This is a genomic window from Aegicerativicinus sediminis, assembly GCF_015476115.1.
In the GTDB taxonomy this organism is placed as follows: Bacteria; Bacteroidota; Bacteroidia; order Flavobacteriales; family Flavobacteriaceae; genus Aegicerativicinus; species Aegicerativicinus sediminis.
Genome location: NZ_CP064295.1, coordinates 2,724,143 through 2,748,954, shown reverse-complemented (window position 1 = coordinate 2,748,954; position 24,812 = coordinate 2,724,143). Strand labels below are relative to the sequence as shown.

Below are 24,812 nucleotides of genomic sequence, written 5' to 3'. Positions count from 1 at the left end.
TGAATGGCTTTTTTATTTATTTAAAAGTTCTTCCAAAGCTGGTTGAACGTTAGGATATTTAAAACTATATCCGGTTTCTTCAATTTTTGCTGAGCTCACACGTTGACTATCAAACAATAATTGATGCATTTCCCCTAAACCTAGTTTCATTATAGCCTTAGGAATGTTTGGCAAAACAAGGGGTTTATTTAAAACCTTGGCGATGGTTTCTGTCAGCTCTTTATTGGTTACAGGATTTGGCGCAACCGCGTTAAACACGCCTTCGAGCTCCTCTTCCAAAATATGTACCATAATACCGGCTAAATCTTCTATATGTATCCAAGATTGCCATTGATCACCGTTCCCAAATGCAGCCCCTAGTCCTAATTTAATTGGATGAACCATTTTGGGAAGAGCTCCCTCCTCATTATCCAGGACTAAACCAATCCTAACTATAGATACTTTAATGTTCAATTGATTGAATAAGTCAGCCTTACTTTCCCAGACTTCCACCGTTTTACCAAGAAAATTTGATGCTATTTCATCCGTACTTTCCTCATAATATTTGGTGAGCGAGGAAGGGTAAAGGCCAATCGCACTTGCCGAGATTACTTGCTGAACATCGCAATCCAATTGTTTTAATGATTTAAATAACAACTCCAAAGATTGGGTCCTGCTATTTATTATCTTTTGTTTATAGGATTTAGTCCAACGTTTTGCAATTGTAGCACCTGCCAAATTTATAATGACATCGACATCTTTAAAACATGCCAAATCAATTGTTCCTTTGTCAGGGTCCCACAGAAATCCCTGTCCAAATTTGGCCATATCGATAGAATCCTTAGAACGGGTTAGAAAATTAACATTCCAACCTATAGAAATGAGCTGTTCTATGATAGCGGCGCCTATTAAACCCGTTGCTCCTGTAATTAATACTCTCATCAACCCTAAAAATAAAAATTCCAATAACGGTAGTAAAACCTATTAAGTAAGGTTTAACACAAGCATTACACTATTTAAGGAAGTTTTAAGGCTCTCACCATTTCTCTCTTTCCAGGTGGCCCAGGAATTTTTTTGACATTAAATCCAGATGCCATCATAGCCCTTCTAACATCTCCTTTAGAAGAGTAAGTCACCAATACGCCACCAGGCGCCAATGAAGAATACATTTTTTTGAATATTTCCTCCGTCCAAAGTTCGGGCTGAACTCGGGGACCGAATGCATCAAAATAAATCAGGTCGAATTTATTTTCGTAAGTGATGTCGGAAAATAGTAATTGAACTTTTTCCAATGAAAAATTATCAGTAATTCTTTTAGGGATAGACCAAGGAATTTGGTGGATTTGTAAAAACATATCTTTATAATCTCCCAATAATTCCGGATAATTTAAATTAAGATATTCCTCTTCCTCCACCGGATAGGCCTCTACACCAATATAATTTACCTCAATCTCCAATTTTTCCAAATAAATGGAAGTTAACAGAACATTGAGGCCAGTACCCAAGCCAATTTCTAAAACATTAAATAAATTCTGGCCTACATTGTTATTCAGTACATAATTTAAGCCTGCATCGATATATACATGACGTGCTTCAGAAATAGCGCCATGTACGGAATGGTATTGCTCATTCCAATCAAGTATTTTAATAGTTTTAGAGCCGTCTCCGGTTTCTATAATTTTACGTTTCACTCACCGGAAACTAAAACTCCATTCGCAACGAAACCAAAAGATTTTTTAGGTGTTGTAATTGCCGCAATTTCTTCTTCAGATTTGCCTGCATCCTCAGCTAAATGACGCTGATCTTCAATAGAAACCTCTTCCAAAAACGCATTACCATCTAAGATTACCTCTCTGCCATCAATATCCTTTGGAACAAAAAAACCATAGTCCTTAAATTTAACCATGACCTCTTCGCCTTCTGGCGTGTTGAGCGTCATCCAACAACCTTTAGCTTGACAAACTTTCACAACTTCTGCAGATAGTTTCATTGGGATGGTATCACCTAATTGCAAATTCTTAAACTTTTCTTCAGCATTATTCATTGCAAGGGCACCTTCACTAGAAATAGACTCCCCGAAAGATTTGTAACCACTTTCGGCAGTTGCCACTTCAATACTTATATTTTCTTCATTTGATTGCTCCTTTTCGTCAGATTTACATGAAACAACAGAAATTAGTAGAGTAGCAAGAACAATAGTTTTAAAGTAAGTCATTGATAGATAGTCTTAAAATTAGATTGTAAATATAATAGATTAAGCCTTGTTTTATAAAGCTTTGAAATGAATATTTATTATTTTCGCGTTAAATTTTAGGATGATGTTACAGGCAAATACTAAACCAATGAAAATTACTAAAGTAGAGACTTCCAAAATCGACAAAGTTGATTTTTCCAATCTGCCATTCGGCAGTGTTTTCACTGACCATATGGTTATTTGCGACTATAAAAATGGGCAATGGAGTGAACCATATATTAAGCCTTATAGTGAATTAACACTACAACCATCTGCAAGAGTCTTCCACTATGGCCAAGCAGTTTTTGAAGGAATGAAGGCTTATAAGGATTCTGATGGGAAAATTTGGATGTTTAGACCTGAAGATAATTTCATCCGTATTAACAAATCGGCCGCAAGATTGGCTATGCCTGAGCTTCCAAAGGAATATTTCTTTCAAAGTTTAGAGGCGTTGCTAAAATTGGAAAGTGATTGGATTAAACCTGGTAAAGGGAATTCTTTGTATATCCGACCATTTATGATTGCCTCTGACCCGATGATTGCTGCATCACCTGGAGAAGAATACAAATTTATTATTATATGCTCTCCCGCCCAATCTTATTATGCAGGAAAGGTAAAAGTAATGATAGCCCAAAAATATAGCCGTGCCGCTGATGGAGGTGTTGGTTTTGCGAAGGCTGCAGGAAATTATGCTAGCCAATTTTACCCTACCAATTTGGCTAAACAAAAAGGTTTTCAACAAGTAATTTGGACAGATGCAAATACCCACCAATTTCTTGAGGAAGCTGGTACCATGAATATCTTTTTTAGAATAGGTGACAAATTAATTACAGCACCTACCAATGATAGGATATTAGATGGTGTAACCCGGAAAAGTGTATTGCAAATTGCACAAGACAAAGGAATTGATTGTGAGGTCCGTCCGGTAAAAGTTGCAGAAATTATTGAAGCTGCCGAAAATAATAATTTATTGGAAGTTTTTGGAACGGGTACTGCCGCTGTAATAAGTGAAGTTAGTGCGGTTGGCTTTAAGGATAAGGTCTATGATCTTCCTACATTAGATAATGATTATGCCAGCATCATTAAAAATGCCATCTTCGAAATTCAATACAATGAGGCCGACGATCCTTATGGATGGCGTTATGCAGTCGATTAATTACCAAGTATCGATTCAATGTCAGGTTTAAAATAGTTAGGTCCTTTAAGGACCTTTCCGTCTTCACGGTAAATAGGTTGACCGTCAGCTCCTAACTTGCTCATATTGCTGCGTTGAATTTCTTCAAAAACTTCTTCTATTTTATGTTGAAGTCCGTGTTCAATTATTGTTCCGCACAATATATAAAGCATGTCTCCAAGAGCATCCGCAACTTCAACTAAGTCTCCATTATTAGCAGCTTCAAGGTACTCCTCATTTTCTTCACGCATCAACTTATATCGAAGCATATTTTTCTCAAGCCCCAAATCAGCAGACGGTGACTCTTTATATCCTAATTTAAAGGCGGTGTGGAAAGCTTTTACAGCATCAATTTTATCTTTCATAATAAGAGGATAAAAAACTTTAAATAATTTTGCAAATCTATAACTAGGTTAAAAGTAAAGATATGTTTAGTACGGGTCAATGGATTTTTGGGATTTTATTTGCCATTGCATTTATAATAATAATCGCCTACACCTATCGTAAGGATTTAAATTTACACCGTAAATATTATAAAGGCTCAGTTTGGATTCTTATTGCTTTTATTGCGTTCATTCTAATGATTGTTGCAATTAAATTTTTGTTTGTATAGAGGGGATTTCCCTGATTTTCTCATTCTCGTGAGGTAACCCTTAATTTTCTATATTTGTGGCATAGCTAATCTTCTCCTCAAATGAAAATCCTAAAATATTTCTTTTTTCTTCTCCTCATTCTCATCATTGGCACCTCAATTTATATAGCTGTACAACCTAATGAATTTGAGTTCAGTAGAAGCAAAATTATTGAAGCGCCCCCGGCAGTAGTGTTTAATAAGGTTAATGATTATAAATTTTGGCCCGAATTTTCACCTTGGATTGAAAAAGAGCCTACTTCTAAAATTACATATGGAGATACTACGGCAGGTAAACATGCCACCTATTCTTGGGATGGAGAAGTATTAGGTAAAGGAAAAATGGTAACCCTAGATTCTGATCCTTTTGATGAAATTGAACAAAAAATTGTCTTTATAGAACCCTTTAATTCTGAATCTAATATAGATTGGAAGTTTGAATCTGTAGAAAATGGCACTAAAGTAACTTGGGCTATGAGTGGAGAACAGGATTTTATGACGAAGATGTATACTACATTTATGGGGTCTATAGAACAAAATACGGCACCCGATTTTGAAAGGGGTTTGTTCAAACTAGATAGTATCGTTGTTGCTGATATGTCTAAATACACTTCATCAGTTAATGGTTTGGTAGACCATAGTGGCGGATTTTATATTTATACCACTAGCTCCTGCAAAATTGATGAAGTAGAAAGCAAAATGAGGGAGCTTATGCCAAAAGTTGGGGGCTATGCAATATCTAATAATATTTCATTTGCCGGTGCACCCTTCTCCTATATTCACAAATGGGATACAGAGAATAATGCCGCTATCATTTCATTTTGTATACCCACAACCTCTCGTGTTATAACATCTGAAGATGACATCCTTACTGGCCAACTAGAACCATTTAAAGCGGTTAAAGCAACCTTAAAAGGCAATTATGAACATCTTACTGAAACTTGGGAAAAGGCCTTGCAATACATCGAGCAGAACGAAATCTCCCAAATTCAAAATGGTCCAATGCTAGAGGTATACGTAACCGACCCAAACAAAAATCCAAATCCTGCGGAATGGATTACGGAAATTTATATCGCTGTGGATCAACAATAATATGAAAAACTTTTTGCTCGTATTTCTTGGGGGTGGTATTGGCAGTGGTTTTAGGTATCTACTGAGCCTATACTTGAATTCCCATAAAACAGGAATTCCCTATGGGACTTTTTTAGCAAATATTATCGGTAGCTTTTTAATTGGTTTAATCTTAGGCTGGGTGGCAAAAAACACCCACATTTCCCATCAATATACACTGATATTGGCAGTTGGCTTTTGTGGTGGATTCACTACTTTCTCAACCTTTGCTTATGAAAACCATGTCTTATTAAGGTCAGGCGATTTATTTAATTTTGCACTTTACACGTTGGGATCTTTGGTGGTAGGTTTTCTTGCCGTGTTTTTCGGAATGTTTTTAGTTCGTTAACGCCGGTTAATTAATACTAAATTTCTTTAAGCCAGCCTCAACTCTTACAGGTAAATAATTCTCTCGAGGAACTATAGGACAAGAGTAGTTCTCGTTATACACACAGTAAGGATTATACGCCTGGTTAAAATCTATCATCATATTTTTATCCGATGGTAAATCTAAATCTATATAACGTCCACCTCCATAAGTATCTTCACCATTTGTATCATCTAAAAATGGAATAAAAAGACGACTATCATCTTCCTCCTCAATGCCTTTATAGGCATTTAATTGAAATTTTTCACCATGAAGTTCGAAGGAAACGACACCGTACCGCACATATTCAGGCATTCTATCCGTTGTTGTTTTCATTCTGAAAGGCTGGGATTCGGGGGTTCGGATAAAGGTTGCTTTTACCAAATAGATAGAATCGAATGGGAAAAAATCTAGTGCTTCAAACTTCTTTAAATCGTTTGAGGTTAATGGCGATTTCGATGCATCCTTAAAGAGTGCATTCATATCTTTTTGAAATTGAGTCTCCCCAGGCACCTCTTTTTTACCTGAGTTACAAGACACTAATAAAACTAGACCTAAAACCATTAAAAAATATCTCATGGAAAAATTTTGTTGTACAAATTTGAAAAATTTGTTTAGTTTTGACGGAAACAATTCAAAATTGTTTCATTATTAAACTTTATAAAATGCAAATGTACGTCACTTCAATTAGAACCAATAAGCTTACCTGTAAAGGAAGTAATGGCCGTTCCATGATGTGATGTTTATAAAAATATTACGTTAATCAAGTCCGGCTTTTTAGCCGGATTTTTTTTGCTTATGAAACAAGTAATTCATTTTTTTTACCACATATTGGGGAAAGGATATATAAGGACTTTTCAAGGCCTTTCCAGGGAAGTTTGGTGGCTAGCATTAATAACACTGATCAACCGCTCTGGAACCATGGTAATCCCTTTTCTGTCACTTTATTTAAGGGAAAACCTTGAATTCACTGTGCCACAGATAGGATGGATTATGTCTTGTTTCGGATTAGGGTCTGTTGTAGGGTCTTGGCTAGGCGGGAAATTAACAGATATAATAGGCTTCTATAAAGTAATGGTTTACAGCCTATTATTAACCGGTATTCTATTCATTGGATTACAGTATGTAGACACTTTTGTTGGCTTATGTCTTGGAATTTTCTTGGTAATGTTAGTGGCGGATTCCTTTCGTCCTGCCATTTTTGTTGCATTAAACGCATACAGTAAACCAGAAAATAAAACGAGGTCCGTTACCCTAATTAGGTTGGCAATTAACCTCGGTTTTTCTGCAGGCCCGGCCATTGGTGGTATCATTATTACCTCGGTTGGTTATGCTGGATTGTTCTGGATTGATGGTATTACCTGTATTGCTGCTAGTTTTGTTTTAATTAATGTATTGCATCCCAAGAAGGCCAGAATATTAGACAGTGCAAAAAGTTTAAATCCGGTTTCGGCGTATTCAGATCGTCCATTTTTAATTTTCCTGGTAGCCATGGTGCTATTTGGCTGGGTGTTCCTACAGTATTTTTCAACTGTTCCACTTTATTATAAAGATGGTTTTGGCCTAAATGAATTTAAAATAGGATTGTTATTGGGATTAAATGGAATACTAATCTTCTTGTTAGAAATGCCCTTGATTAAATGGTTAGATCATTCAGGCAAATCCAAGATCGCTTTAATGATTATAAGTAGTTTTTTAGTAGGTTTAAGTTTCGTAATGCTACTTATACCAAATTTTGAAATTGTTTTAATCATCGGAATATTACTAATGACCCTCGGGGAAATGATCTTGTTTCCATTCTCCAATGCATTTGCTTTAGAACGTGCTAAAAAAGGAAGACAGGGTGAATACATGGCATTATATAGTATATCATTTTCTATTTCACACATTTTCGCACATAATTCAGGTATGCAATCCATAGCGGCAATCGGATACGAGAAAACTTGGTTGGCCATTATATTCCTGGCCCTAATATGTGTATTTTTATTGCTTCAATTAAGACGAAGTTTGGTTAAAGAAGCGACTTATGAAAGATGATAAAATAGTTGATGTTATAATTGTTGGTGGTGGTCCGATTGGGATAAACTGCGCTTTGGAATGCAAAAAGAATGGACTTTCATATGTAGTTCTAGAAAAAGGCCCGTTGACCAATTCTCTCTACAATTACCCAAAAAACATGACTTTTTTTTCGACTTCCGAACGCTTGGAAATCGATGACATACCTTTTATCAGTAAAAATCCGAAACCAAATAGAGATGAAGCCCTCGAATATTATAGACGAGTTACAACTTCGAATAAATTAAATATCCACCTATTTGAAAAGGTTATTTCCATTTCGGGAGAATTAGGTTCTTTTAATACAAAAACGGATATAGCTATTTATAAAAGCAGGTACATCATAATCGCAACAGGATTTTATGATATACCTAAAAACTTAAATGTACCAGGTGAGGAGTTACCGAAAGTTACACATTACTACAAAGAGCCTCACTTATATGTAATGCAAAATGTGGTGGTAGTAGGGGCAAGTAACTCTGCTGTAGATGCGGCCTTAGAAATATGGCGTAAAGGAGGTAATGTCACTATGGTTGTAAGGGGGGCAGAAATTGGATCAAGGGTTAAGTATTGGGTTCGTCCAGATATCGATAACCGCATTAAGGAAGAGAGCATTAACGCATATTTTAATTCGGAAATTGAAAAAATAGATGCTCATACTGTGACCATTAAAACGCCTGAAGGCTATGTTACTATCCCGAATGATTTTGTGGTCGCCTTAACTGGTTACCAACCCGATTTCGCATTTTTGAAATCTACAGGAATAGAACTTTCTAATGACTCTAAAAAACTTCCCAATTATAATCCTGAAACAATGGAAACTAACGTAGCTGGTGTTTTCTTAGCAGGAGTAATTTGCGGTGGCATGGAAACGCATAAATGGTTTATAGAAAATTCTAGAATCCATGCCAAACAAATTGTAAACCATATCGCTAAAGTTGAAGCCGTTAAAAGTTAAGTTCTCTAGATTAGGATTTTATTGTTTCATAGCAACTAGAACCTTGAAGAAATAGATCTTTTAATATACTCGTTCAACCCTACAATTAACATATAGTTTGTATATTCCGTTGGAAAACTAAATTGAATTTCAATGGTTAAATACCGATCCCTCTACCCCCTATTAGTTTTATTCTTTTCACTCATAATTGGTTTACAAACTCAAGCCCAAGATTATTTCTTAAAAAAATATGGTCCATTTGATCCTTATATCCCTTCACCGGAAGCATTTTTAGGGTATGGCATAGGGGAGCAGTATACACGTCATGATCGGATTGTTGCCTATATGAGAAAATTGGCAGAACTATCACCAAAGGCATCACTAGAGGTCTATGGTTATACCCATGAATCACGTGAACTTGTAATACTTACCATTAGCAACCCTCAGAATATTAATAATATTATTGAAATTCAAAAGGAACATCTGCAATTGGTTGATCCAAATGACAATTCTCCCATAAATACTAACACACCAATAGTTATACAATTAGGGTACAATGTTCATGGTAATGAGGCATCATCCTCTGAAGCGGCAATGCTAACAGCTTATACACTAGTCGCTTCACAACATCCCGAAATTGAGCGTTATTTGAAAAATGGAATTATTTTCATTGACCCAACCATAAACCCAGATGGCAGAGATAGGTTTGCCCAAGGGGCAAACAAATTCCGGTCCAACGAAAAAGTGGAGGACAGATGGGACGCTGAACACAATGAAACTTGGCCAATGGGAAGAACTAATCATTATTGGTTCGACCTTAATCGGGACTGGTTATTGGCAGTAAATCCGGAAAGCCAAGGAAAATTAAAATGGTTCCACAAATGGTACCCAAATGTTGTTACGGACTTTCACGAAATGGGTTCTAATAGTACTTATTTCTTTGAACCTATGAAACCAATTGGTTCTTTAGAACCAATCATGCCAAAAGAAAACTATGAGGATTTAAATGATTTGTTTGCTCCATATTACTCAGAGGCATTAGAAGAAATTGGCTCCTTTTATTACACAAAAGAGTCTTTTGATGGCACTTATCCTGGTTATGGATCGTCCTATCCTGATTTACAAGGGGGGCTGGCGCTACTTTTTGAGCAAGGTGGTTCATTTGGACTTAAGCGAGAGAACGATTTTGGTACAGTTGAATTTCCTTTCACAATAAGAAATCAATATGTCAATAGTTTAGCTACGGTTAAAGCTGCGGTGGAAAACAAATCCAAACTCTTGGCTTATCAAAAGGACTTCTTTAGATCTGCCGTTAAGGATAAGGTAAGTTCAGGTTTTGTTGGTTATGAATTTGGTGATCTCAGCGACAACAATAGAACTAAAGAATTTATTGATTTACTATTAAAACATAAAATCAAGGTTTATAAAAATAATGACCGTTTTACTGTACCAATGAACCAACCTCAACGTCGTATGGTTCAGACAATGTTTGAAACCTACAGAAAATATAGAGACAGTGCATTTTATGATGCGTCTGCCTGGAGTGTTGCTAATTTTTATAACATGCCTTACCGAGGGCTAAAATCAATAACAAAAGGAGAAGAAGTAAACACAACGAAAAATTTATACCCAGTTGAAAAGGTACCAATGGCCAATTATGCTTACCTAATTGATTGGCGTGATTACTATTCTCCAGGAGCAGTCTATCATTTACAAAGAAATGGCATTAAAGTTTCTTCATCCTTTAAACCATTAACCGTTAAAACCACTGTTGGTGAAAAGGAGTTTGGTTATGGCTCAATTTTGGTACCAGTTACACGACAGGAGAAGTCTGCCGACGAAGTTTATAAAATCATTAAGGAATGCCAAGAAAAATTTAATGTGCCTATTTATGCAGTTGAGACAGGATTTAGTGTTAAAGGCATTGATTTAGGAAGCAACAATTTTCAAAGATTAAAAACACCAAAAGTTGCCATGTTTATTGGGGAAGGACCTAATACTTATGTCAACGGCTATGAGGTCGGTGAAGTTTGGCATCTTCTTGATACTCGCTTTCATATGCCGGTAGTGAAAATTCCGGTAAAATACGTTAAAAGGGTGGATCTAAAGAAATACAACACTTTGATAATGGTAAGTGGCTCCTATAACGATATTGATTCAATTGGTAAAACGAAAATCTCCAATTGGGTAAAGGAAGGAAATACTTTAGTAACTATAGGTTCTGGAACTGCTTGGGCAATCAACAATAAATTGGTAAAGGAAAAACTTACTAAGCCTGAAAAGGAAAAGGATTCCCTTGAAAAAATAAAACGATTACCTTATGTAGATGCTACCGAGAATAGAGGCAGGGAGCAACTGGGCGGTGCTATAGTAGAAGTGGATTTAGATTTGACCCATCCAATAGGATTCGGCTATGTAAGAAAACAAATGCCGGTTTACAAAAACAACAATGTATTTCTACAACCAAGTAAAAACCCTTATTCAACCGTTGCTCAATATACCCAAGAACCCCACATAGATGGATTCATATCTAAAAAGAACTATGAGGAATTCTTGAAAAAATCTGCCTCTCTAATTGTTAGTTCAATTGGTAGTGGCAGGGTTGTAATGTTCGCTGACAATCCAAATTTTAGAGGTGCCTGGTATGGCACAAATAAACTGTTTCTGAATGCTTTGTTTCTAGGATCACATATTAATGTTCCACCAAGTTCTAACTAATTCAATAATGAAAAAACTAATCTTATTCTTTGGCCTATTTACCGCTTATTTTGCCAATTTAAATGCTCAAGAAATTTCTCAAGGACCATTTAGCCAATTGATTATTAGAGGAGTTACCCTCATAAACGGCGATGGTTCGCCGCCGAGAGGGCCTGTGGATATTGTTGTAGAGAATAATTTGATCAAAGAAATAAGAAATGTTGGTTTTCCAGGGGTGCCCATAAATGAGGCTAGGCGTCCTAAACTACAAAACGGTGGCTTTGAGCTGGATGCATCTGGGATGTATTTGTTGCCCGGTTTTATTGATATGCATGGACATATTGGCGGTGAGGCTCAAGGTGCAGACTGGGATTATGTTTTTAAGCTTTGGATGGCCCATGGTGTTACTACAGTACGGGAACCAAGTGGTCGGGGAATTGATTATGCCCTCGATTTGAAAAAAAGAAGTTCAACAAATGAAATAATTGCTCCAAGGGTATTTAGTTATACTGGTTTTGGACAAACCTCAAAGAGCTTCGATCCATTAAATGGACAACCCATAAGTACTCCAGAACAAGCTAGAATTTGGGTTAGGGCAAATGCTAAAAAAGGCGCAGATGGCATTAAATTTTTCGGGGCGGAGCCAGAAATAATGGCTGCCGCTTTGGATGAGAATAAAAAATTAGGGTTAGGGTCGGCTTGCCATCACGCACAATTGAGTGTTGCACGTTGGAATGTGTTGCATTCTGCAAGAGCAGGCTTAACATCTATGGAACATTGGTATGGGTTGCCCGAAGCCTTATTTACGGATAGAACCGTTCAAGATTATCCGTTGGACTACAATTACACCAATGAACAAGATCGTTTTGAAGAAGCAGGTAAACTATGGGCTCAGGCAGCTCCTCCTTATTCCGACCACTGGAATGAGGTAATGAATGAACTACTTTCACTTGATTTCACCTTAGATCCTACATTCAATATTTATGAGGCAAGTAGAGACTTGCAAAGAGCTAGGCGCGCGGAATGGCACGAAGATTATACACTACCGTCACTTTGGAAATTTTATGAACCAAGTAAAATAAGCCATGGTAGCTATTGGCATGATTGGGGTACTGAACAGGAAATAGCTTGGAAAAAAAATTACAACTTATGGATGACCTTTGTAAACGAATATAAAAATCGAGGCGGAAGGGTTACAACTGGTTCTGATTCTGGATTCATATACCAATTGTATGGGTTCGCCTATATCCGAGAATTGGAACTTTTAAGGGAGGCTGGCTTCCATCCTCTTGAGGTTATCCGTTCGGCAACTTTAAACGGTGCTGAAGCATTGGGTTGGGATGATAAAATAGGTTCGGTTCAAATAGGAAAACTAGCCGATTTTGTTATTGTTGAGGAAAATCCGTTGGTTAATTTAAAGGTCCTTTATGGTACAGGTGCAATTAGATTAACCGAAGAAAATGAGGTTGTTCGTGTTGGTGGTGTCAAATACACTATAAAAGATGGGATTATTTATGATGCCAAAGCACTTTTAAAAGATGTCAAAGATATGGTTGAGGCCGAAAAGACAAAACTTAATTGGAAACTTACCCAACCTGGGATTAAAAATTAATTTTTCTCTTAATCGGATTATATTTTACAACTTCCGAAAGAATTATTTGGGTTTTGCACTCCCCATACGTAATTAATTGATCAATAAACTTTTCAAGGTGGGTATGGTCATGTAAAATCACTTCCATTACAATATTTTCGTTTCCGGTAACCCTATAACAGTTAACCACCTCATCATATTTTACAACTCTTTCTAAAAAGGGTTTCAATTTACCCATGAAAGCCCTTAATGTAATTATAGCCTTTAATTGATATTGAACACCATATGGAGACACCATGGTTTTATAACCTTCTATAATACCCAAGTCTTCCATTTTCTTAATGCGCTCTGCTACTGCAGGAGAAGTAATGCCAACTTTACGTCCAATCTCGGCGTTAGACTGACGTGCATTGTCTTGTAGGCATTTAAGAATCTTCCAGTTTAAATCATCCAGTTTCATTATATAGTTTGCTAAGAATGAATTATTTAATTTTTAAAGCAAAATTACGTAAAAACTTTAAAATCAAAAGATTCTATTGAAGGGATAAACGTAAATTTGAAAAAAAGAAAAAGAAAATGTCTTACCACATCCCATCTCACCTACACGATTTGCCTATATATCGGAAGGCGTTGGACATTTTTAGCCTGTCCCGACGAATTTCTGAATACTTTTCATATGATTTATCTGATCTTCACCATGATGGATCAGAAAAAACTGGTATTTATTTTACTGGAGATATTGTTCAACAATCTATTTCTTTGGCACCTGAAATTGCTAAAGCAGAGGAGGCCCGATTTTCAGATCGCAAGTACAAACATGTTGCCAGTCTAAGTAGATTAACCAATTTGCTCTACCACACAAGTTATAGATTGGAGCGCTCTCACAGTCATGGAAAGGATTACTTACCCATACTGAGAAGAGAATTAAGGAAGTTTAAAAAACTTCAGCGTAACTGGTTGTTGACTCTATAATCATCACATCATATTAAATTTTCAAGGTTATAACTCTAGCCCTAAATTTTCAAGTCCTATCTTTACCATACTTTACAATGAATTATGGGAAAAAGATTAGATCATATTGCCCCTAAACTACAGGAGTTTATAAATGAACAAAAAGTCTTTTTTGTGGCAACGGCTATGGCAGAAGGCAATATCAATCTATCTCCTAAAGGATTGGATACCTTTAGAATAATTAATAAAAATGAAGTTGTTTGGTTAAATCTTACCGGTAGTGGCAATGAAACTGCCACCCATTTACTTCATAAAGATAGAATGACCATTATGTTTTGTGCATTTGTGGGCAAACCTCTAATTCTACGTTTATATGGAACGGCAAAAGCATTTAACGAAAATCATGAAGAATTTCATTCGTACTCCAAAATGTTCCCACAAATACCTGGTACTCGACAATTTGTTCGCATGAAAGTTAACTTAGTACAAACTTCATGTGGTTTTGGTGTGCCGCTTATGGATTTTAAATCGGAAAGAGAAGTTCTTACAGATTTCGCAACCATCAAAGGACAGCAAGGAATTAGACAATATTGGAAAGATAAAAATACCGTAAGCCTAGATGGCCATTCAACTGATATTAATCCGTAGCTGTGGAATCGACCACGGGTATAGCTAAAGGCAATTCACTTACCGGAGCATCCCAAACAATCTTCCAATCACCATCCAATTTTTCCCACAAGACGACGTAATTTCCTTTGTCGCTCATTGAAGGTATTGGTGATTTTTCATTTGCAACAAAATCAAGAGTGTAGGAACCTAATTCAGTAGCCAAATCTCCACTTAATTTAACATCTTGAGTATTCAGGGAAAAGTTCCATTTACCAATTTGAACATTTTGCTTCCAAACCTCCTTAAAGTTTTCTCTCCCCCTCAATGGAGTCATATTTGGCGGAAACTGAATTGCATTTGGGGCAAAGTGATTGGCAACAGAATCTATCTGACCTTCAGCGTACCAATTAGAAATCTTGGCATTCTTTGCTTCAATAATTTGTTTTACGTCATCAACATTTTCTTCTGGTGACGCTTCTTGTTGGTTTGTAGTGTTGATGCAGGATTGCATTATAACTACCACCAAAAACACAACTAATCTTAAAATTTTCATATGATGGTTGATTTAATGTTACTATTGTTCTGATAATATAACGATTATCACTAATGAAATATAATAAAATTCTTAAACTGCATCTTACTCCATACTGCACATGCGTATTCGAGCAAATTAAATCTGATATCCGTGGGTTGTAAAATATTATACATTATAAATGGCTAAAAGACCAATAGGTGTCGATTAAATTTTTAGTTTTTTTCGAAAATTATTGTATTACCTGAACCTAAGTCCTTAATCTTTGAACCGTTTTTTTCTTTCACATTATTACTGTCACCTTCTATCGTAATTGCAACTCCTTCAATATTCTGATAACTGTTATTTTCAATTAGATTGTTAAAACTATCATCGGAAATCCAAATCGCAGAACCATTAGCACGAGGCCAATTGGCTGACTGTCCCGTCGAAACTCCTGGAAAAGGTTGACGAACTTTTATATCTTTAAAAATATTGCCTTGAACAATTACCTGCTCAGCTCCATCGATCTTAAGTCCTAAACCAAATGCATTTTGTATAAGGTTATCTTTTACTATAATATCAGTAATACTTGATTTTCTATTGGATGTGCTATCATTCGGCATTGTAAATTTTTCAATAATAATGGGTAGACCTACAATAACAGAATCTTTATCGGCTATTCTGCTTAATAGAGATTTACTTATAAGCCTATGGCTTTTTACACTTATCTCATTACCAATGATGCTAACACCTTCACAAATTTTGGTGTCTTGTGGAAAATGGCTAACACGAATACCAATTACCGATCCTTCTATTAAATTTTTTTCAATGACCGTATTTTTACAACCCTTTAAAGTTCCCAAATTCACATTAATTGCTTCGCCAGGAAAATACATAATTGGCACACTTTCTGGAGACTCGGAAAGAATTTCATTATTGGTAAAGTGAATGTTCTCACCGTGAATTCCTATAGCATGGTAAACATCAATAAATAGATTATTAGTTATTAAAGTAAGTTCTTCCCCTCCTACTAATACCCGCATGCCATTAGAACTTCTAGTAAACTTATTATCAGTTATGAGATGACCTCCGATTGCTTGAATTATCGAATCATCCGAATTATCGTTTAGTTTCGAACTGACTTCAACCTCATACATGTTTCCAATGACTATTCCATGCCAGCACTGATCGAAGGTAAATCCTCTAATGGTCTGACGTGGCGCCAAAATATGAAAGCCTGTTTTACGAACTATTGAGGGTATTTCTTCATTCTTTAAATCAAGATCGTCATTAGACTCTGCGAATTCCTGCCATGTGGATGCTTGAAAAATTGTTCCTTTATTTGCACCAATCAAGGTTAAATCAGCCGTTTCTAATTTAATTCCATCCCCTACCCTATAAACTCCTTTTGGAAAGTAAATGGTATCATGAGGTTTAGCCCTGTTTATAGTGATTTGAATATTGGTACTATCTAAGGGTATATCACGTTTTGGTTGGGGCACCCATAAGGTATCTGGAGTAGCACTAGAAAATGTGGAAAATACTAAGAAGCAACATATTGACAGCCATATTTTCATCGCAATGGATTTGTTTTGAGTGTTCTTAAATATGCGCTATTAATTAGCTAATTATAATCTTAAGGAAAATGAAAGGTAAGGAAAATCCTAAAAAGCTGAAAACAATGCTAATACAGGTAAGCTTCAATTGTCCTACATATTTCTTCGATATTGACCACCAACTTCAAACAATGCCTGCGTTATTTGCCCAAGTGAACAAACTTTGGTTGCCTCCATCAGAGCCTCAAAAATATTTTCATTTTTTACAGCTGCTTCTTGTACTTTATGTAATTGTTCTTCTACCTCATTAAGGTTTCTTTGATGAAGAGATTTAAGGGTTTCAATTTGATTTTCTTTCTCTTCCTTGGTAGCCCGTATAACCTCCGCTGGCAAAATGGTAGGAGAGCCCTTACTGCTTAAAAATGTATTTACACCAATTATGGGATACTCACCGGTATGTTTCAAAGTTTCATAATACAAACTTTCTTCCTGAATTTTACCTCTTTGATACATGGTTTCCATTGCACCTAAAACCCCTCCCCTTTCTGTAATTCGATCAAATTCCATTAACACGGCTTCCTCAACCAATTCAGTCAATTCTTCTATGATAAATGAACCTTGAATTGGATTTTCATTTTTAGCCAAGCCTAACTCTTTATTTATTATCAATTGTATAGCCATTGCCCTACGCACAGATTCTTCCGTGGGTGTTGTAATTGCCTCATCATAGGCATTGGTATGTAAAGAATTACAATTGTCATAAATGGCATAAAGAGCCTGTAAGGTGGTTCTTATATCGTTAAAGTCTATTTCTTGGGCATGAAGACTTCTACCAGAGGTTTGAATATGGTATTTCAACATTTGGGCTCTAGAGTTGGCACCGTATTTAAGATTAAGCGCCTTGGCCCATATTCTGCGTGCAACTCGACCGATAACTGCATATTCTGGATCTATACCGTTGGAAAAGAAGAATGATAAATTTGGTCCAAATTCATTAATATCCATCCCTCGGCTTAGATAATATTCCACATAAGTAAATCCATTGGCCAAGGTAAAAGCCAATTGAGAAATAGGATTAGCCCCAGCTTCCGCAATATGGTAACCTGAAATGGATACGGAATAAAAATTCCGTATTTTATTTTGAATGAAATATTCCTGTACGTCACCCATTAAACGCAATGCAAATTCAGTGGAAAAAATACAGGTATTTTGCGCCTGATCTTCCTTCAAAATATCAGCCTGGACCGTTCCGCGTACTTGTGAAAGTGTTCTTGCCTTTATTCTTCCATAAACGTCCTTTGGAAGAACCATATCACCTGTAACACCCAACAACATTAAACCTAATCCATCATTGCCTTTAGGTATATCACCATGATACTTTGGTTGAGGCTGGTCTTTAAAAATATCATTCAATTTATTCTGAATCTCTTCTTCTAAACCATTTTCCTTAATATAGATTTCACACTGCTGATCAATAGCGGCATTCATGAAAAAACCTAAAAGCATAGGCGCCGGCCCATTAATAGTCATACTAACGGAGGTCATAGGATCAGCCAAATTAAATCCAGAATACAACTTCTTAGCATCATCTAAACAACAGATACTAACACCAGCATTTCCTATTTTACCATAAATATCAGGGCGATAATCAGGGTCGTTTCCATAAAGCGTTACCGAATCGAAGGCAGTGGATAAACGCTTGGCAGGCATATCTAAACTCACATAATGGAATCTCCTATTTGTTCGTTCTGGACCACCTTCACCAGCAAACATACGGGTTGGGTCCTCACCAGTTCTTTTAAAGGGATATAGTCCTGCGGTATAAGGAAATTCTCCTGGAACATTTTCCTGCAAAGTCCAATTTAATATATCCCCCCATGCCGCATATTTGGGTAACACAACTTTTGGTATCTGTAAATGGGATAGCGATTCTGTATGGGTCTCTATTGAAATCTGTTTATCGCGAACCTGAAACACATATTCTGGAGCCTTATATTTCTTAACTTTTTCAGGCCAACCCAAAATAGTCCCCCAATGATGCGGATTAAGATTCATTTTAATACGGTCGAATTCTTTACAGAGCAACTTTAAGAATTCTTTGTCTTCATCTTTTTCAGCTACTTCTAATAACTTCGAATCCTCCAATCCTGAAGTGGATAAAAACTTGTTTTCGGAAGAATTATGTATTTCTAAAACCCCTAAAATAGTAAGGTAAAGGCCATAAAGTTTTTGAGCGATAGTTGATTGCGCCTCCGATTGTTGATCATAATTTCGATTATTTTCTGCTATTTCAGAAAGGTAACGAACCCTTGCGGGTGGAATTATGTAAATTTTTTCACTGGGTAATTCCTTTAATTCAATTTTGGTTTTAAAGGATACTTCAGTTTTATTTTTAATAACCTTTAAAACTGAATGGTACAACCTATTCATTCCTGGATCATTGAATTGCGAGGCGATAGTTCCAAAAACTGGCAAGTCTTCTTCTTTAGCGTCCCAAAGCTGATGATTTCTAACAAATTGTTTTTTTACATCCCTCAGTGCGTCCTGAGCGCCCCGCTTATCAAATTTATTTATTGCTACGAGATCGGCGAAATCTAACATATCAATCTTCTCCAATTGGGTCGCAGCTCCAAATTCTGGAGTCATAACATAAAGGGAAACATCGCTATGTTCTATAATTTCAGTATCAGATTGTCCAATACCAGATGTTTCCAAAATGATTAAATCAAAAGCAGCCGCCTTAAGTATTTCTACGGCCTCTGCAATATGTTTGGATAGTGCTAGGTTTGATTGCCTCGTGGCCAAACTTCTCATATACACATTAGGGGAATTAATGGCATTCATTCGAATTCTGTCCCCTAATAATGCACCACCTGTTTTTCGTTTAGATGGGTCAACGGAAATTATGCCGACAGATTTTTGTGGAAAATCTTTAATAAAACGCCTCACCAATTCATCGACTAATGAAGATTTACCAGCACCTCCAGTTCCTGTAATACCTAAAACGGGAATGTTAGATTTAGTCGCTATTGAATGAACCTTCTCCATATCGTCTTTAGCGACTTCAGGAAAATTTTCAACAGAAGAAATAAGTCGAGCAATTGAGCCGGCATCTCTTTCTTTCAAATTGGTAAACTCACCATTCAAGTGATCACCAATGGGATAATCAGATTTCTCTACCAGATCGTTTATCATTCCCTGTAACCCGAGCTGCCTTCCATCGTCGGGAGAGTAAATTTTGGTTATTCCGTAATCCATCAATTCCTTGATTTCCTCTGGAAGAATTACACCACCGCCACCTCCAAATATTTTAATATGATCTGCTCCTTTTTCTTTAAGTAGATCATACATGTATTTAAAATATTCATTATGGCCACCTTGGTAAGATGTCATTGCTATGGCATGTGCATCCTCTTGAATGGCTGTATTTACAACCTCTTCGACGCTTCTATCATGTCCTAAATGAATCACCTCAACACCTGTTGCCTGGATAATCCTTCTCATGATATTAATAGAGGCATCGTGCCCATCAAATAATGAGGCCGCTGTAACAATTCTAATTTTATTCTTAGGTTTATAAGGAGGTGATTGATTCATTCTTAAAATAACAGTAAAATTCTTCGACAAATTTAAAGAATAATCAAAAATTTATACGATACATAACGAACTTTATAATTATTACCATACCCAACGCTGTCCTATTTCTAATACCTTATTTTTATCCAAAATCTGTTTATGACCGCTAACATTTTGCTAATCAGTTGTAAGGACCAACCAGGTATCATAGCAACCGTAACAACATTTATTCATCAGGAAGGCGGAAATATCGTTTATGTAGACCAATATGTAGATCGAGAAAATGGTGCCTTTTTTATGCGCTTGGAGACCGAGTTTAATCAAAATGATTTAAATTCTTTTCCTAAGGATAAATTCCAAAGTGAAATTGCCCATAAATTTCAAATGCAATGGACGGTTCATAATAAAGAGGAAAAAGTTAATATGGCAATATTTGTTTCCAAGTACAATCATTGCCTTTATGATTTATTAAGCCGACATAGTTCTGGAGAACTAGAGGTTCATATTCCACTTATCATTAGCAATCATAGAGACTTGGAACCAATTGCAAAAAGCTTTAATATCCCATTTTTTTGCATTGAAATAACAAAAGACAATAAGAAGGAAGCAGAATTTGAACAATTAGGGTTATTAAAAAAATTCCAAGTTGATTTTATAGTACTAGCCCGTTATATGCAAATTGTTTCAAATGTTTTAATTGAAGAATTTCCCAATAAAATCATAAACATACACCATTCATTTTTACCTGCCTTTATAGGAGCAAAACCTTATCATTCAGCATACAAAAGAGGTGTGAAAATTATTGGAGCCACATCGCATTATGTAACCACAGAGCTTGATGCCGGGCCAATAATTGAACAAGATGTAACGAGGGTTACTCATTCCCATTCCATTAAAGACTTTATTGCAAAGGGTCGAGATTTAGAGAAAATTGTTCTAGCGAATGCCGTTAAATTGCATATAGATCGTAAAGTAATGGTTTATAACAATAAAACAGTAATTTTTTATTAATGAGTCAATCATCTTTCCATGCTTGGATTGGATAAAAATTTTGATTTAATTCTTTTATATTTGTTGGAAACACGCCCTAAAATGAAACATAAACTTATTATTTTATTTAGCTCCCTATCACTATTTGCTTGCCAAGAATTACAAGACGTTGTGGCTCAACTACCCCAAGGAACTGTAACACCTACTGAAATTGCAGCAGGTCTGAGGCAGGCTTTAGATTTCGGCATAGATAAACAAGTATCTAAACTGGCATTAGAAGATGGATTTTATAAAAATAGTTTGGTAAAAATCTTATTGCCCGAAGAGTTAAGAAAAGTAGACAGGACATTAAGAGATATTGGATTAGGAAGTTTGGCAGACGAAGGACTTAAATTACTAAATAGAGCCGCTGAGGATGCGGTAAAAGAAGCAACCCCCATTTTCGTTGATGCAGTAAAAGGAATAACATTTCAAGATGCAAAGGCCATCTTATTAGGAGCTGATAATGCTGCAACATTATATTTGGAACAGAGAACTACTTCCCCACTTTATCAGAAATTCCATCCGGTAATCAGCAACTCATTTAGAAAAGTTGGTGCAGACAAAATTTGGACAGATTTAATTACTCGATATAATGCATTACCCCTTACTAAAGATGTGAATCCAGATTTAACTGACTACGTTACTAACGAAGCTTTGGATGGGGTTTTCACGATGATAGCGGTGGAAGAAAAAGAGATTAGAAATAAAGTATCCTCTCGAACAACTGATTTATTAAGGAGGGTCTTTCAATTACAAGATTAAATGAATGCCAACTATAAAATAGCCGTTGTTGGACCAATCCCACATGATACAATTAAAACTCATTATGGGGAGACAATTGTAAAATATGGCTGTGTTTCTCATCCAACTATAGCATTAGCCAAATTATTGGAAGGAATCGGTGAAATTATTCCCATTACCCACATACATAAAAAAGATGAGGTTAATATTAAAGCTATGTTCGCTGATTATGAGAATATTAATTTGAATGGCATTTATAGTGAAAAAGACCAGGGAACTGAGATAGAATTACGTTTTGTTGATCAAAACAACCGTATTGAAACTCAAAAAAGTAATATGAATCCAATTTCACCGGTAGATATAAAACCCTTTTTGGATGCGGATTGTTTCGTATTTGTTCCCATAACCGATTTTGAGATCCAATTAGAAACCTTAAAATATATAAAGGAAAATAGTCAAGCCTGTATAATTTTTGATGCCCATGGCCCAACTTCATTTGTGAATTCTGAAGGGAAACGTTTACGTAAATATTGGGAAGATAGAGATAATTGGCTTCCTCATATTGATATCCTTAAAATGAATTTAGAAGAATCTATTTGCAGCTGGATTGAGGGCGATTACACAAACGAGGAAGAACTTTACGACGAAAATAACACCGCCCATTTGGATAATTTTGCTGAATATGTTCTTAAAAAAGGATTGAAGGCCCTATATGTAACTTTAGATTCTAGAGGATGTGCGGTTTACACAAATGAGGAGGTAAATTTAACTAAAGATTTTGTTTCGTCAATACCAGTTAAAAACGTAATAGATACTACAGGTTGCGGTGATTCATTCGCGGGTGGTTTGGCATATGGTTTTACCCTCCATAATGACTTTATAAAGGCTGCTCAATTTGCAAATGCACTTGGAGCATTTAGGACCCAAGGTAAAGGTTTTGATGTTTTTAAATCACTTTCAGAAACTGAGGCAGTAATCGCAGAGAATTACTAGTCAATCTTGTCATATAGTCCATCAAAAGCAATTTTTGTTTCCTCTCCTTCAACAAAAGTCTCCCACAATTGCCGCACCGTACCATTTGCATTTTGTGTCCAAGTAATTTGATGGTAAACATTTTTACCATCTATATTTTTAAAGGAATCAGATTTCAATATCATTTGGTTAGCGATTTTTTCACCTTTTAAATGCAGACTGCCACCACCATTATCCAACCAAATTTGTTCCCACTTTCCGGTCTGTTGATTAAAGAAGTTATAACTTGTGCCAGTAAAAGAACCGTCACCTCCTACCCAATTTTCCTGAAGCACACAATTTCCCTGGACTTTCTTAATGCTATTTGAACCCACAATTTTTCCTGAAGGATTTGTCACTTTCCAATCGCCAAGCCAAAAATCAAATTGGGAGTGTTTTTCTGTGCAACAACTACAATTATTGTCTTGGGAAAACGAAATTGAGGTAATAAGGAAAAGTAGATAAAATGCCAATTTCATAAGATATTTTTGTAGTAATCCCATAAAGATACCTTTTAAACCTTTAACAGCACATTTGATAAATATTTTAATGATATTTTCGAATACAAACAATGATAATCTATCCTTAAGTTAGGCACTTAAATTGAGGTAAAAAGTTTTATTAACAAATTAAAGGATATCATTGGATTAATAAACAAATTAAACTATATTTAATGGTCAGTGGCTTAAAGATGAACAACTTAAACCATATATTAAATCAACATTTAGTTCTCCGCAACAAGTACAAGCAACTAATTGAACAAGCTTATAATTTGCGTGAAATAGATGCAGAATTGAGTGACATTTCAGCTTTTAATGCAATGAAATTGTTAAATAAGTTGAATAAATTCAAGTATTTCCATCCCACATTAAAATAATTCGATTTTTTTTACCAACTACACGTCTGTAAGTAAAGTTCCTTTCGTATATAAGGGAAACTGATACCGTATGTACCCTCAATATTGTAAAATAGGAAAAGTTACTAGTAGGGCTTCATTAAAATTAAGATTAAAACAACTGGAAGAACAATACCATCGATTTATGGAAGAGGCTTATAGCCTTATGTATATCGATTCAGGAATCAGTGATATTCTATTTTTTGAAGCTTTGCGACTTAAGAAACGACTTTTAAGGTTTAAAAGTCCAGTATAACACTTGAATCTATGAGCCTTCGGGCCTCTTTATGACATCCCTCAATTATAATAAGAGGTCTGATAGGTTCTAGAAATTATGCTCAGATAAAATAACCGCCATTTCTAATTGGATTTTTTCAGCCTCCTTCCTTGCAGCGACAATAAAATCCTCTCCTTTTGAAGCATAAATAATACCCCTAGAAGAATTTACAAGAAGTCCCACGTCTTCGGTTAAGCCATATTTACAAACGGATTGCAAATCTCCGCCTTGAGCTCCTACCCCAGGAATTAATAAAAAAGAATCCTTAACTATACTTCTTATTTCAGTCAAAAATTCAGCCTTGGTTGCACCCACCACATACATCAAATTTTCAGAATTTTGCCAACCCTTAGAAGTTTGCAACACTCTTTTGTACAACTCCTCGTTTTGAACTTTCAAGGTCTGAAAGTCATATGCCCCAGGATTTGAAGTTAAAGCCAATAGGATTGTAAATTTATCCTTAAAGGCTAGGAAAGGTTCAACTGAGTCCTTACCCATATATGGGGCTACAGTTAAACTATCAAAGCCTAGATCCTCAAAAAAGGATTTAGCGTAACGTGTACTGGTATTGCCAATATCACCACGTTTGGCATCGGCAATTGTAAATACTTTAGGATAATTTTCATTGAGATAATCTATGGTCTTTTTTAAAGAATTCCATCCATGTATACCATATGCCTCATAAAAGGCTGTATTAGGTTTATATGCAACTGCCAAATCATGAGTTGCTTCAATAATCGCCTTATTAAATTCAAAGATTGGATCTTCTAATTCAAGAAATCGATTTGGTACTTTTTCCAAATCCACATCTAAGCCAATACAAAGAAAGGAACGCTTTAATTTAATCTGTTCAATTAACTGTTCTTTAGTCATCTA

25 protein-coding genes are annotated in these 24,812 nt (G+C 35.9%); 14 read left to right on the top strand and 11 right to left on the bottom strand.

What is annotated here, in order from left to right; genetic code table 11:
• Positions 1-12: 12 nt before the first annotated feature.
• From ISU00_RS11920 to ISU00_RS11910, 3 genes are all read right to left on the bottom strand, one after another.
• Positions 13-921 carry a TIGR01777 family oxidoreductase gene (locus tag ISU00_RS11920; RefSeq protein ID WP_228850887.1) on the bottom strand — a complete coding sequence of 303 codons (909 nt, stop codon included), beginning with the start codon at positions 919-921 and terminating at the stop codon, positions 13-15.
• Positions 922-995: 74 nt separating this feature from the next.
• Complete coding sequence (gene mnmD, locus ISU00_RS11915) at positions 996-1,670, bottom strand: tRNA (5-methylaminomethyl-2-thiouridine)(34)-methyltransferase MnmD (protein ID WP_228850886.1); 675 nt, start codon at positions 1,668-1,670, stop codon at positions 996-998.
• Positions 1,667-2,194, bottom strand: a complete 528-nt coding sequence (locus ISU00_RS11910) for a DUF4920 domain-containing protein (RefSeq protein WP_228850885.1) — start codon at positions 2,192-2,194, stop codon at positions 1,667-1,669. The genes mnmD and ISU00_RS11910 overlap by 4 nt, the downstream gene beginning before the upstream one ends.
• A gap of 127 nt (positions 2,195-2,321) precedes the next feature.
• On the opposite strand from ISU00_RS11910, the gene ISU00_RS11905 reads away from it, so the two are divergent.
• Positions 2,322-3,368: a branched-chain amino acid aminotransferase gene (locus ISU00_RS11905; protein ID WP_317174299.1), complete on the top strand. Its 1,047-nt coding sequence runs from the start codon at positions 2,322-2,324 to the stop codon at positions 3,366-3,368.
• Here ISU00_RS11905 and ISU00_RS11900 read toward each other — a convergent pair.
• Complete coding sequence (locus tag ISU00_RS11900; protein WP_228850883.1) at positions 3,365-3,751, bottom strand: nucleoside triphosphate pyrophosphohydrolase family protein; 387 nt, start codon at positions 3,749-3,751, stop codon at positions 3,365-3,367. The two genes, ISU00_RS11905 and ISU00_RS11900, sit on opposite strands and share 4 nt — an antisense overlap.
• A gap of 329 nt (positions 3,752-4,080) precedes the next feature.
• On the opposite strand from ISU00_RS11900, the gene ISU00_RS11890 reads away from it, so the two are divergent.
• Positions 4,081-5,109 carry an SRPBCC family protein gene (locus tag ISU00_RS11890; RefSeq protein ID WP_228850881.1) on the top strand — a complete coding sequence of 343 codons (1,029 nt, stop codon included), beginning with the start codon at positions 4,081-4,083 and terminating at the stop codon, positions 5,107-5,109.
• 1 nt (position 5,110) lies between these two features.
• Entirely contained in the window at positions 5,111-5,476 is a 366-nt protein-coding gene (gene crcB / locus ISU00_RS11885) for a fluoride efflux transporter CrcB (protein WP_228850880.1), read from the top strand.
• 6 nt (positions 5,477-5,482) lie between these two features.
• Here the strand turns inward: crcB and ISU00_RS11880 are convergent, their stop codons facing one another.
• Positions 5,483-6,073: a DUF1684 domain-containing protein gene (locus tag ISU00_RS11880; protein ID WP_228850879.1), complete on the bottom strand. Its 591-nt coding sequence runs from the start codon at positions 6,071-6,073 to the stop codon at positions 5,483-5,485.
• 219 nt (positions 6,074-6,292) lie between these two features.
• Between ISU00_RS11880 and ISU00_RS11875 the strand changes: the two genes are divergently transcribed.
• The 4 genes from ISU00_RS11875 (at position 6,293) to ISU00_RS11860 (ending at position 12,795) form a co-directional block, all read left to right on the top strand.
• Positions 6,293-7,531, top strand: a complete 1,239-nt coding sequence (locus ISU00_RS11875; RefSeq protein WP_228850878.1) for an MFS transporter — start codon at positions 6,293-6,295, stop codon at positions 7,529-7,531.
• Complete coding sequence (locus ISU00_RS11870) at positions 7,521-8,507, top strand: YpdA family putative bacillithiol disulfide reductase (protein ID WP_228850877.1); 987 nt, start codon at positions 7,521-7,523, stop codon at positions 8,505-8,507. The genes ISU00_RS11875 and ISU00_RS11870 overlap by 11 nt, the downstream gene beginning before the upstream one ends.
• A 132-nt stretch (positions 8,508-8,639) precedes the next feature.
• The gene (locus tag ISU00_RS11865) at positions 8,640-11,204 is read left to right on the top strand and encodes a M14 family zinc carboxypeptidase (protein WP_228850876.1); all 2,565 of its coding nucleotides are present in this window, start codon (positions 8,640-8,642) and stop codon (positions 11,202-11,204) included.
• 7 nt (positions 11,205-11,211) lie between these two features.
• The gene (locus tag ISU00_RS11860; RefSeq protein ID WP_228850875.1) at positions 11,212-12,795 is read left to right on the top strand and encodes an amidohydrolase family protein; all 1,584 of its coding nucleotides are present in this window, start codon (positions 11,212-11,214) and stop codon (positions 12,793-12,795) included.
• Here the strand turns inward: ISU00_RS11860 and ISU00_RS11855 are convergent.
• Positions 12,785-13,234: an Lrp/AsnC family transcriptional regulator gene (locus ISU00_RS11855; RefSeq protein ID WP_228850874.1), complete on the bottom strand. Its 450-nt coding sequence runs from the start codon at positions 13,232-13,234 to the stop codon at positions 12,785-12,787. The two genes, ISU00_RS11860 and ISU00_RS11855, sit on opposite strands and share 11 nt — an antisense overlap.
• A 116-nt stretch (positions 13,235-13,350) precedes the next feature.
• On the opposite strand from ISU00_RS11855, the gene ISU00_RS11850 reads away from it, so the two are divergent.
• Positions 13,351-13,746 carry a hypothetical protein gene (locus tag ISU00_RS11850; protein WP_228850873.1) on the top strand — a complete coding sequence of 132 codons (396 nt, stop codon included), beginning with the start codon at positions 13,351-13,353 and terminating at the stop codon, positions 13,744-13,746.
• A gap of 84 nt (positions 13,747-13,830) precedes the next feature.
• A complete protein-coding gene (locus ISU00_RS11845; RefSeq protein ID WP_228850872.1) occupies positions 13,831-14,373 on the top strand; it encodes a pyridoxamine 5'-phosphate oxidase family protein in 543 nt (180 codons plus the stop codon).
• Here the strand turns inward: ISU00_RS11845 and ISU00_RS11840 are convergent.
• From ISU00_RS11840 to ISU00_RS11830, 3 genes are all read right to left on the bottom strand, one after another.
• Positions 14,363-14,887, bottom strand: a complete 525-nt coding sequence (locus ISU00_RS11840) for a YybH family protein (RefSeq protein WP_228850871.1) — start codon at positions 14,885-14,887, stop codon at positions 14,363-14,365. The genes ISU00_RS11845 and ISU00_RS11840 overlap by 11 nt on opposite strands.
• A 194-nt stretch (positions 14,888-15,081) precedes the next feature.
• Positions 15,082-16,425, bottom strand: coding sequence for a right-handed parallel beta-helix repeat-containing protein (locus ISU00_RS11835; protein WP_228850870.1), 1,344 nt, complete (start codon positions 16,423-16,425; stop codon positions 15,082-15,084).
• Positions 16,426-16,557: 132 nt separating this feature from the next.
• Entirely contained in the window at positions 16,558-20,001 is a 3,444-nt protein-coding gene (locus ISU00_RS11830; RefSeq protein ID WP_228850869.1) for a methylmalonyl-CoA mutase family protein, read from the bottom strand.
• A gap of 138 nt (positions 20,002-20,139) precedes the next feature.
• Between ISU00_RS11830 and purU the strand changes: the two genes are divergently transcribed.
• The 3 genes from purU (at position 20,140) to ISU00_RS11815 (ending at position 22,746) form a co-directional block, all read left to right on the top strand.
• The gene (purU, locus tag ISU00_RS11825; RefSeq protein ID WP_228850868.1) at positions 20,140-20,991 is read left to right on the top strand and encodes a formyltetrahydrofolate deformylase; all 852 of its coding nucleotides are present in this window, start codon (positions 20,140-20,142) and stop codon (positions 20,989-20,991) included.
• 81 nt (positions 20,992-21,072) lie between these two features.
• On the top strand, positions 21,073-21,774 hold the full coding sequence (locus ISU00_RS11820) for a DUF4197 domain-containing protein (RefSeq protein WP_228850867.1): 702 nt from the start codon (positions 21,073-21,075) through the stop codon (positions 21,772-21,774).
• A complete protein-coding gene (locus tag ISU00_RS11815) occupies positions 21,775-22,746 on the top strand; it encodes a carbohydrate kinase family protein (protein WP_228850866.1) in 972 nt (323 codons plus the stop codon). It begins immediately after the preceding gene.
• Here the strand turns inward: ISU00_RS11815 and ISU00_RS11810 are convergent.
• Complete coding sequence (locus tag ISU00_RS11810; RefSeq protein WP_228850865.1) at positions 22,743-23,267, bottom strand: hypothetical protein; 525 nt, start codon at positions 23,265-23,267, stop codon at positions 22,743-22,745. The two genes, ISU00_RS11815 and ISU00_RS11810, sit on opposite strands and share 4 nt — an antisense overlap.
• 170 nt (positions 23,268-23,437) lie before the next feature.
• Here ISU00_RS11810 and ISU00_RS11805 point away from each other — a divergent pair, with 170 nt between their 5' ends.
• Positions 23,438-23,641 carry a Lacal_2735 family protein gene (locus ISU00_RS11805; protein ID WP_317174298.1) on the top strand — a complete coding sequence of 68 codons (204 nt, stop codon included), beginning with the start codon at positions 23,438-23,440 and terminating at the stop codon, positions 23,639-23,641.
• A 70-nt stretch (positions 23,642-23,711) separates the two neighbouring features.
• Positions 23,712-23,915: a hypothetical protein gene (locus ISU00_RS11800; protein ID WP_228850863.1), complete on the top strand. Its 204-nt coding sequence runs from the start codon at positions 23,712-23,714 to the stop codon at positions 23,913-23,915.
• A gap of 69 nt (positions 23,916-23,984) precedes the next feature.
• Here the strand turns inward: ISU00_RS11800 and pyrF are convergent, their stop codons facing one another.
• The gene (gene pyrF / locus ISU00_RS11795; protein ID WP_228850862.1) at positions 23,985-24,809 is read right to left on the bottom strand and encodes an orotidine-5'-phosphate decarboxylase; all 825 of its coding nucleotides are present in this window, start codon (positions 24,807-24,809) and stop codon (positions 23,985-23,987) included.
• Positions 24,810-24,812: the final 3 nt, after the last annotated feature.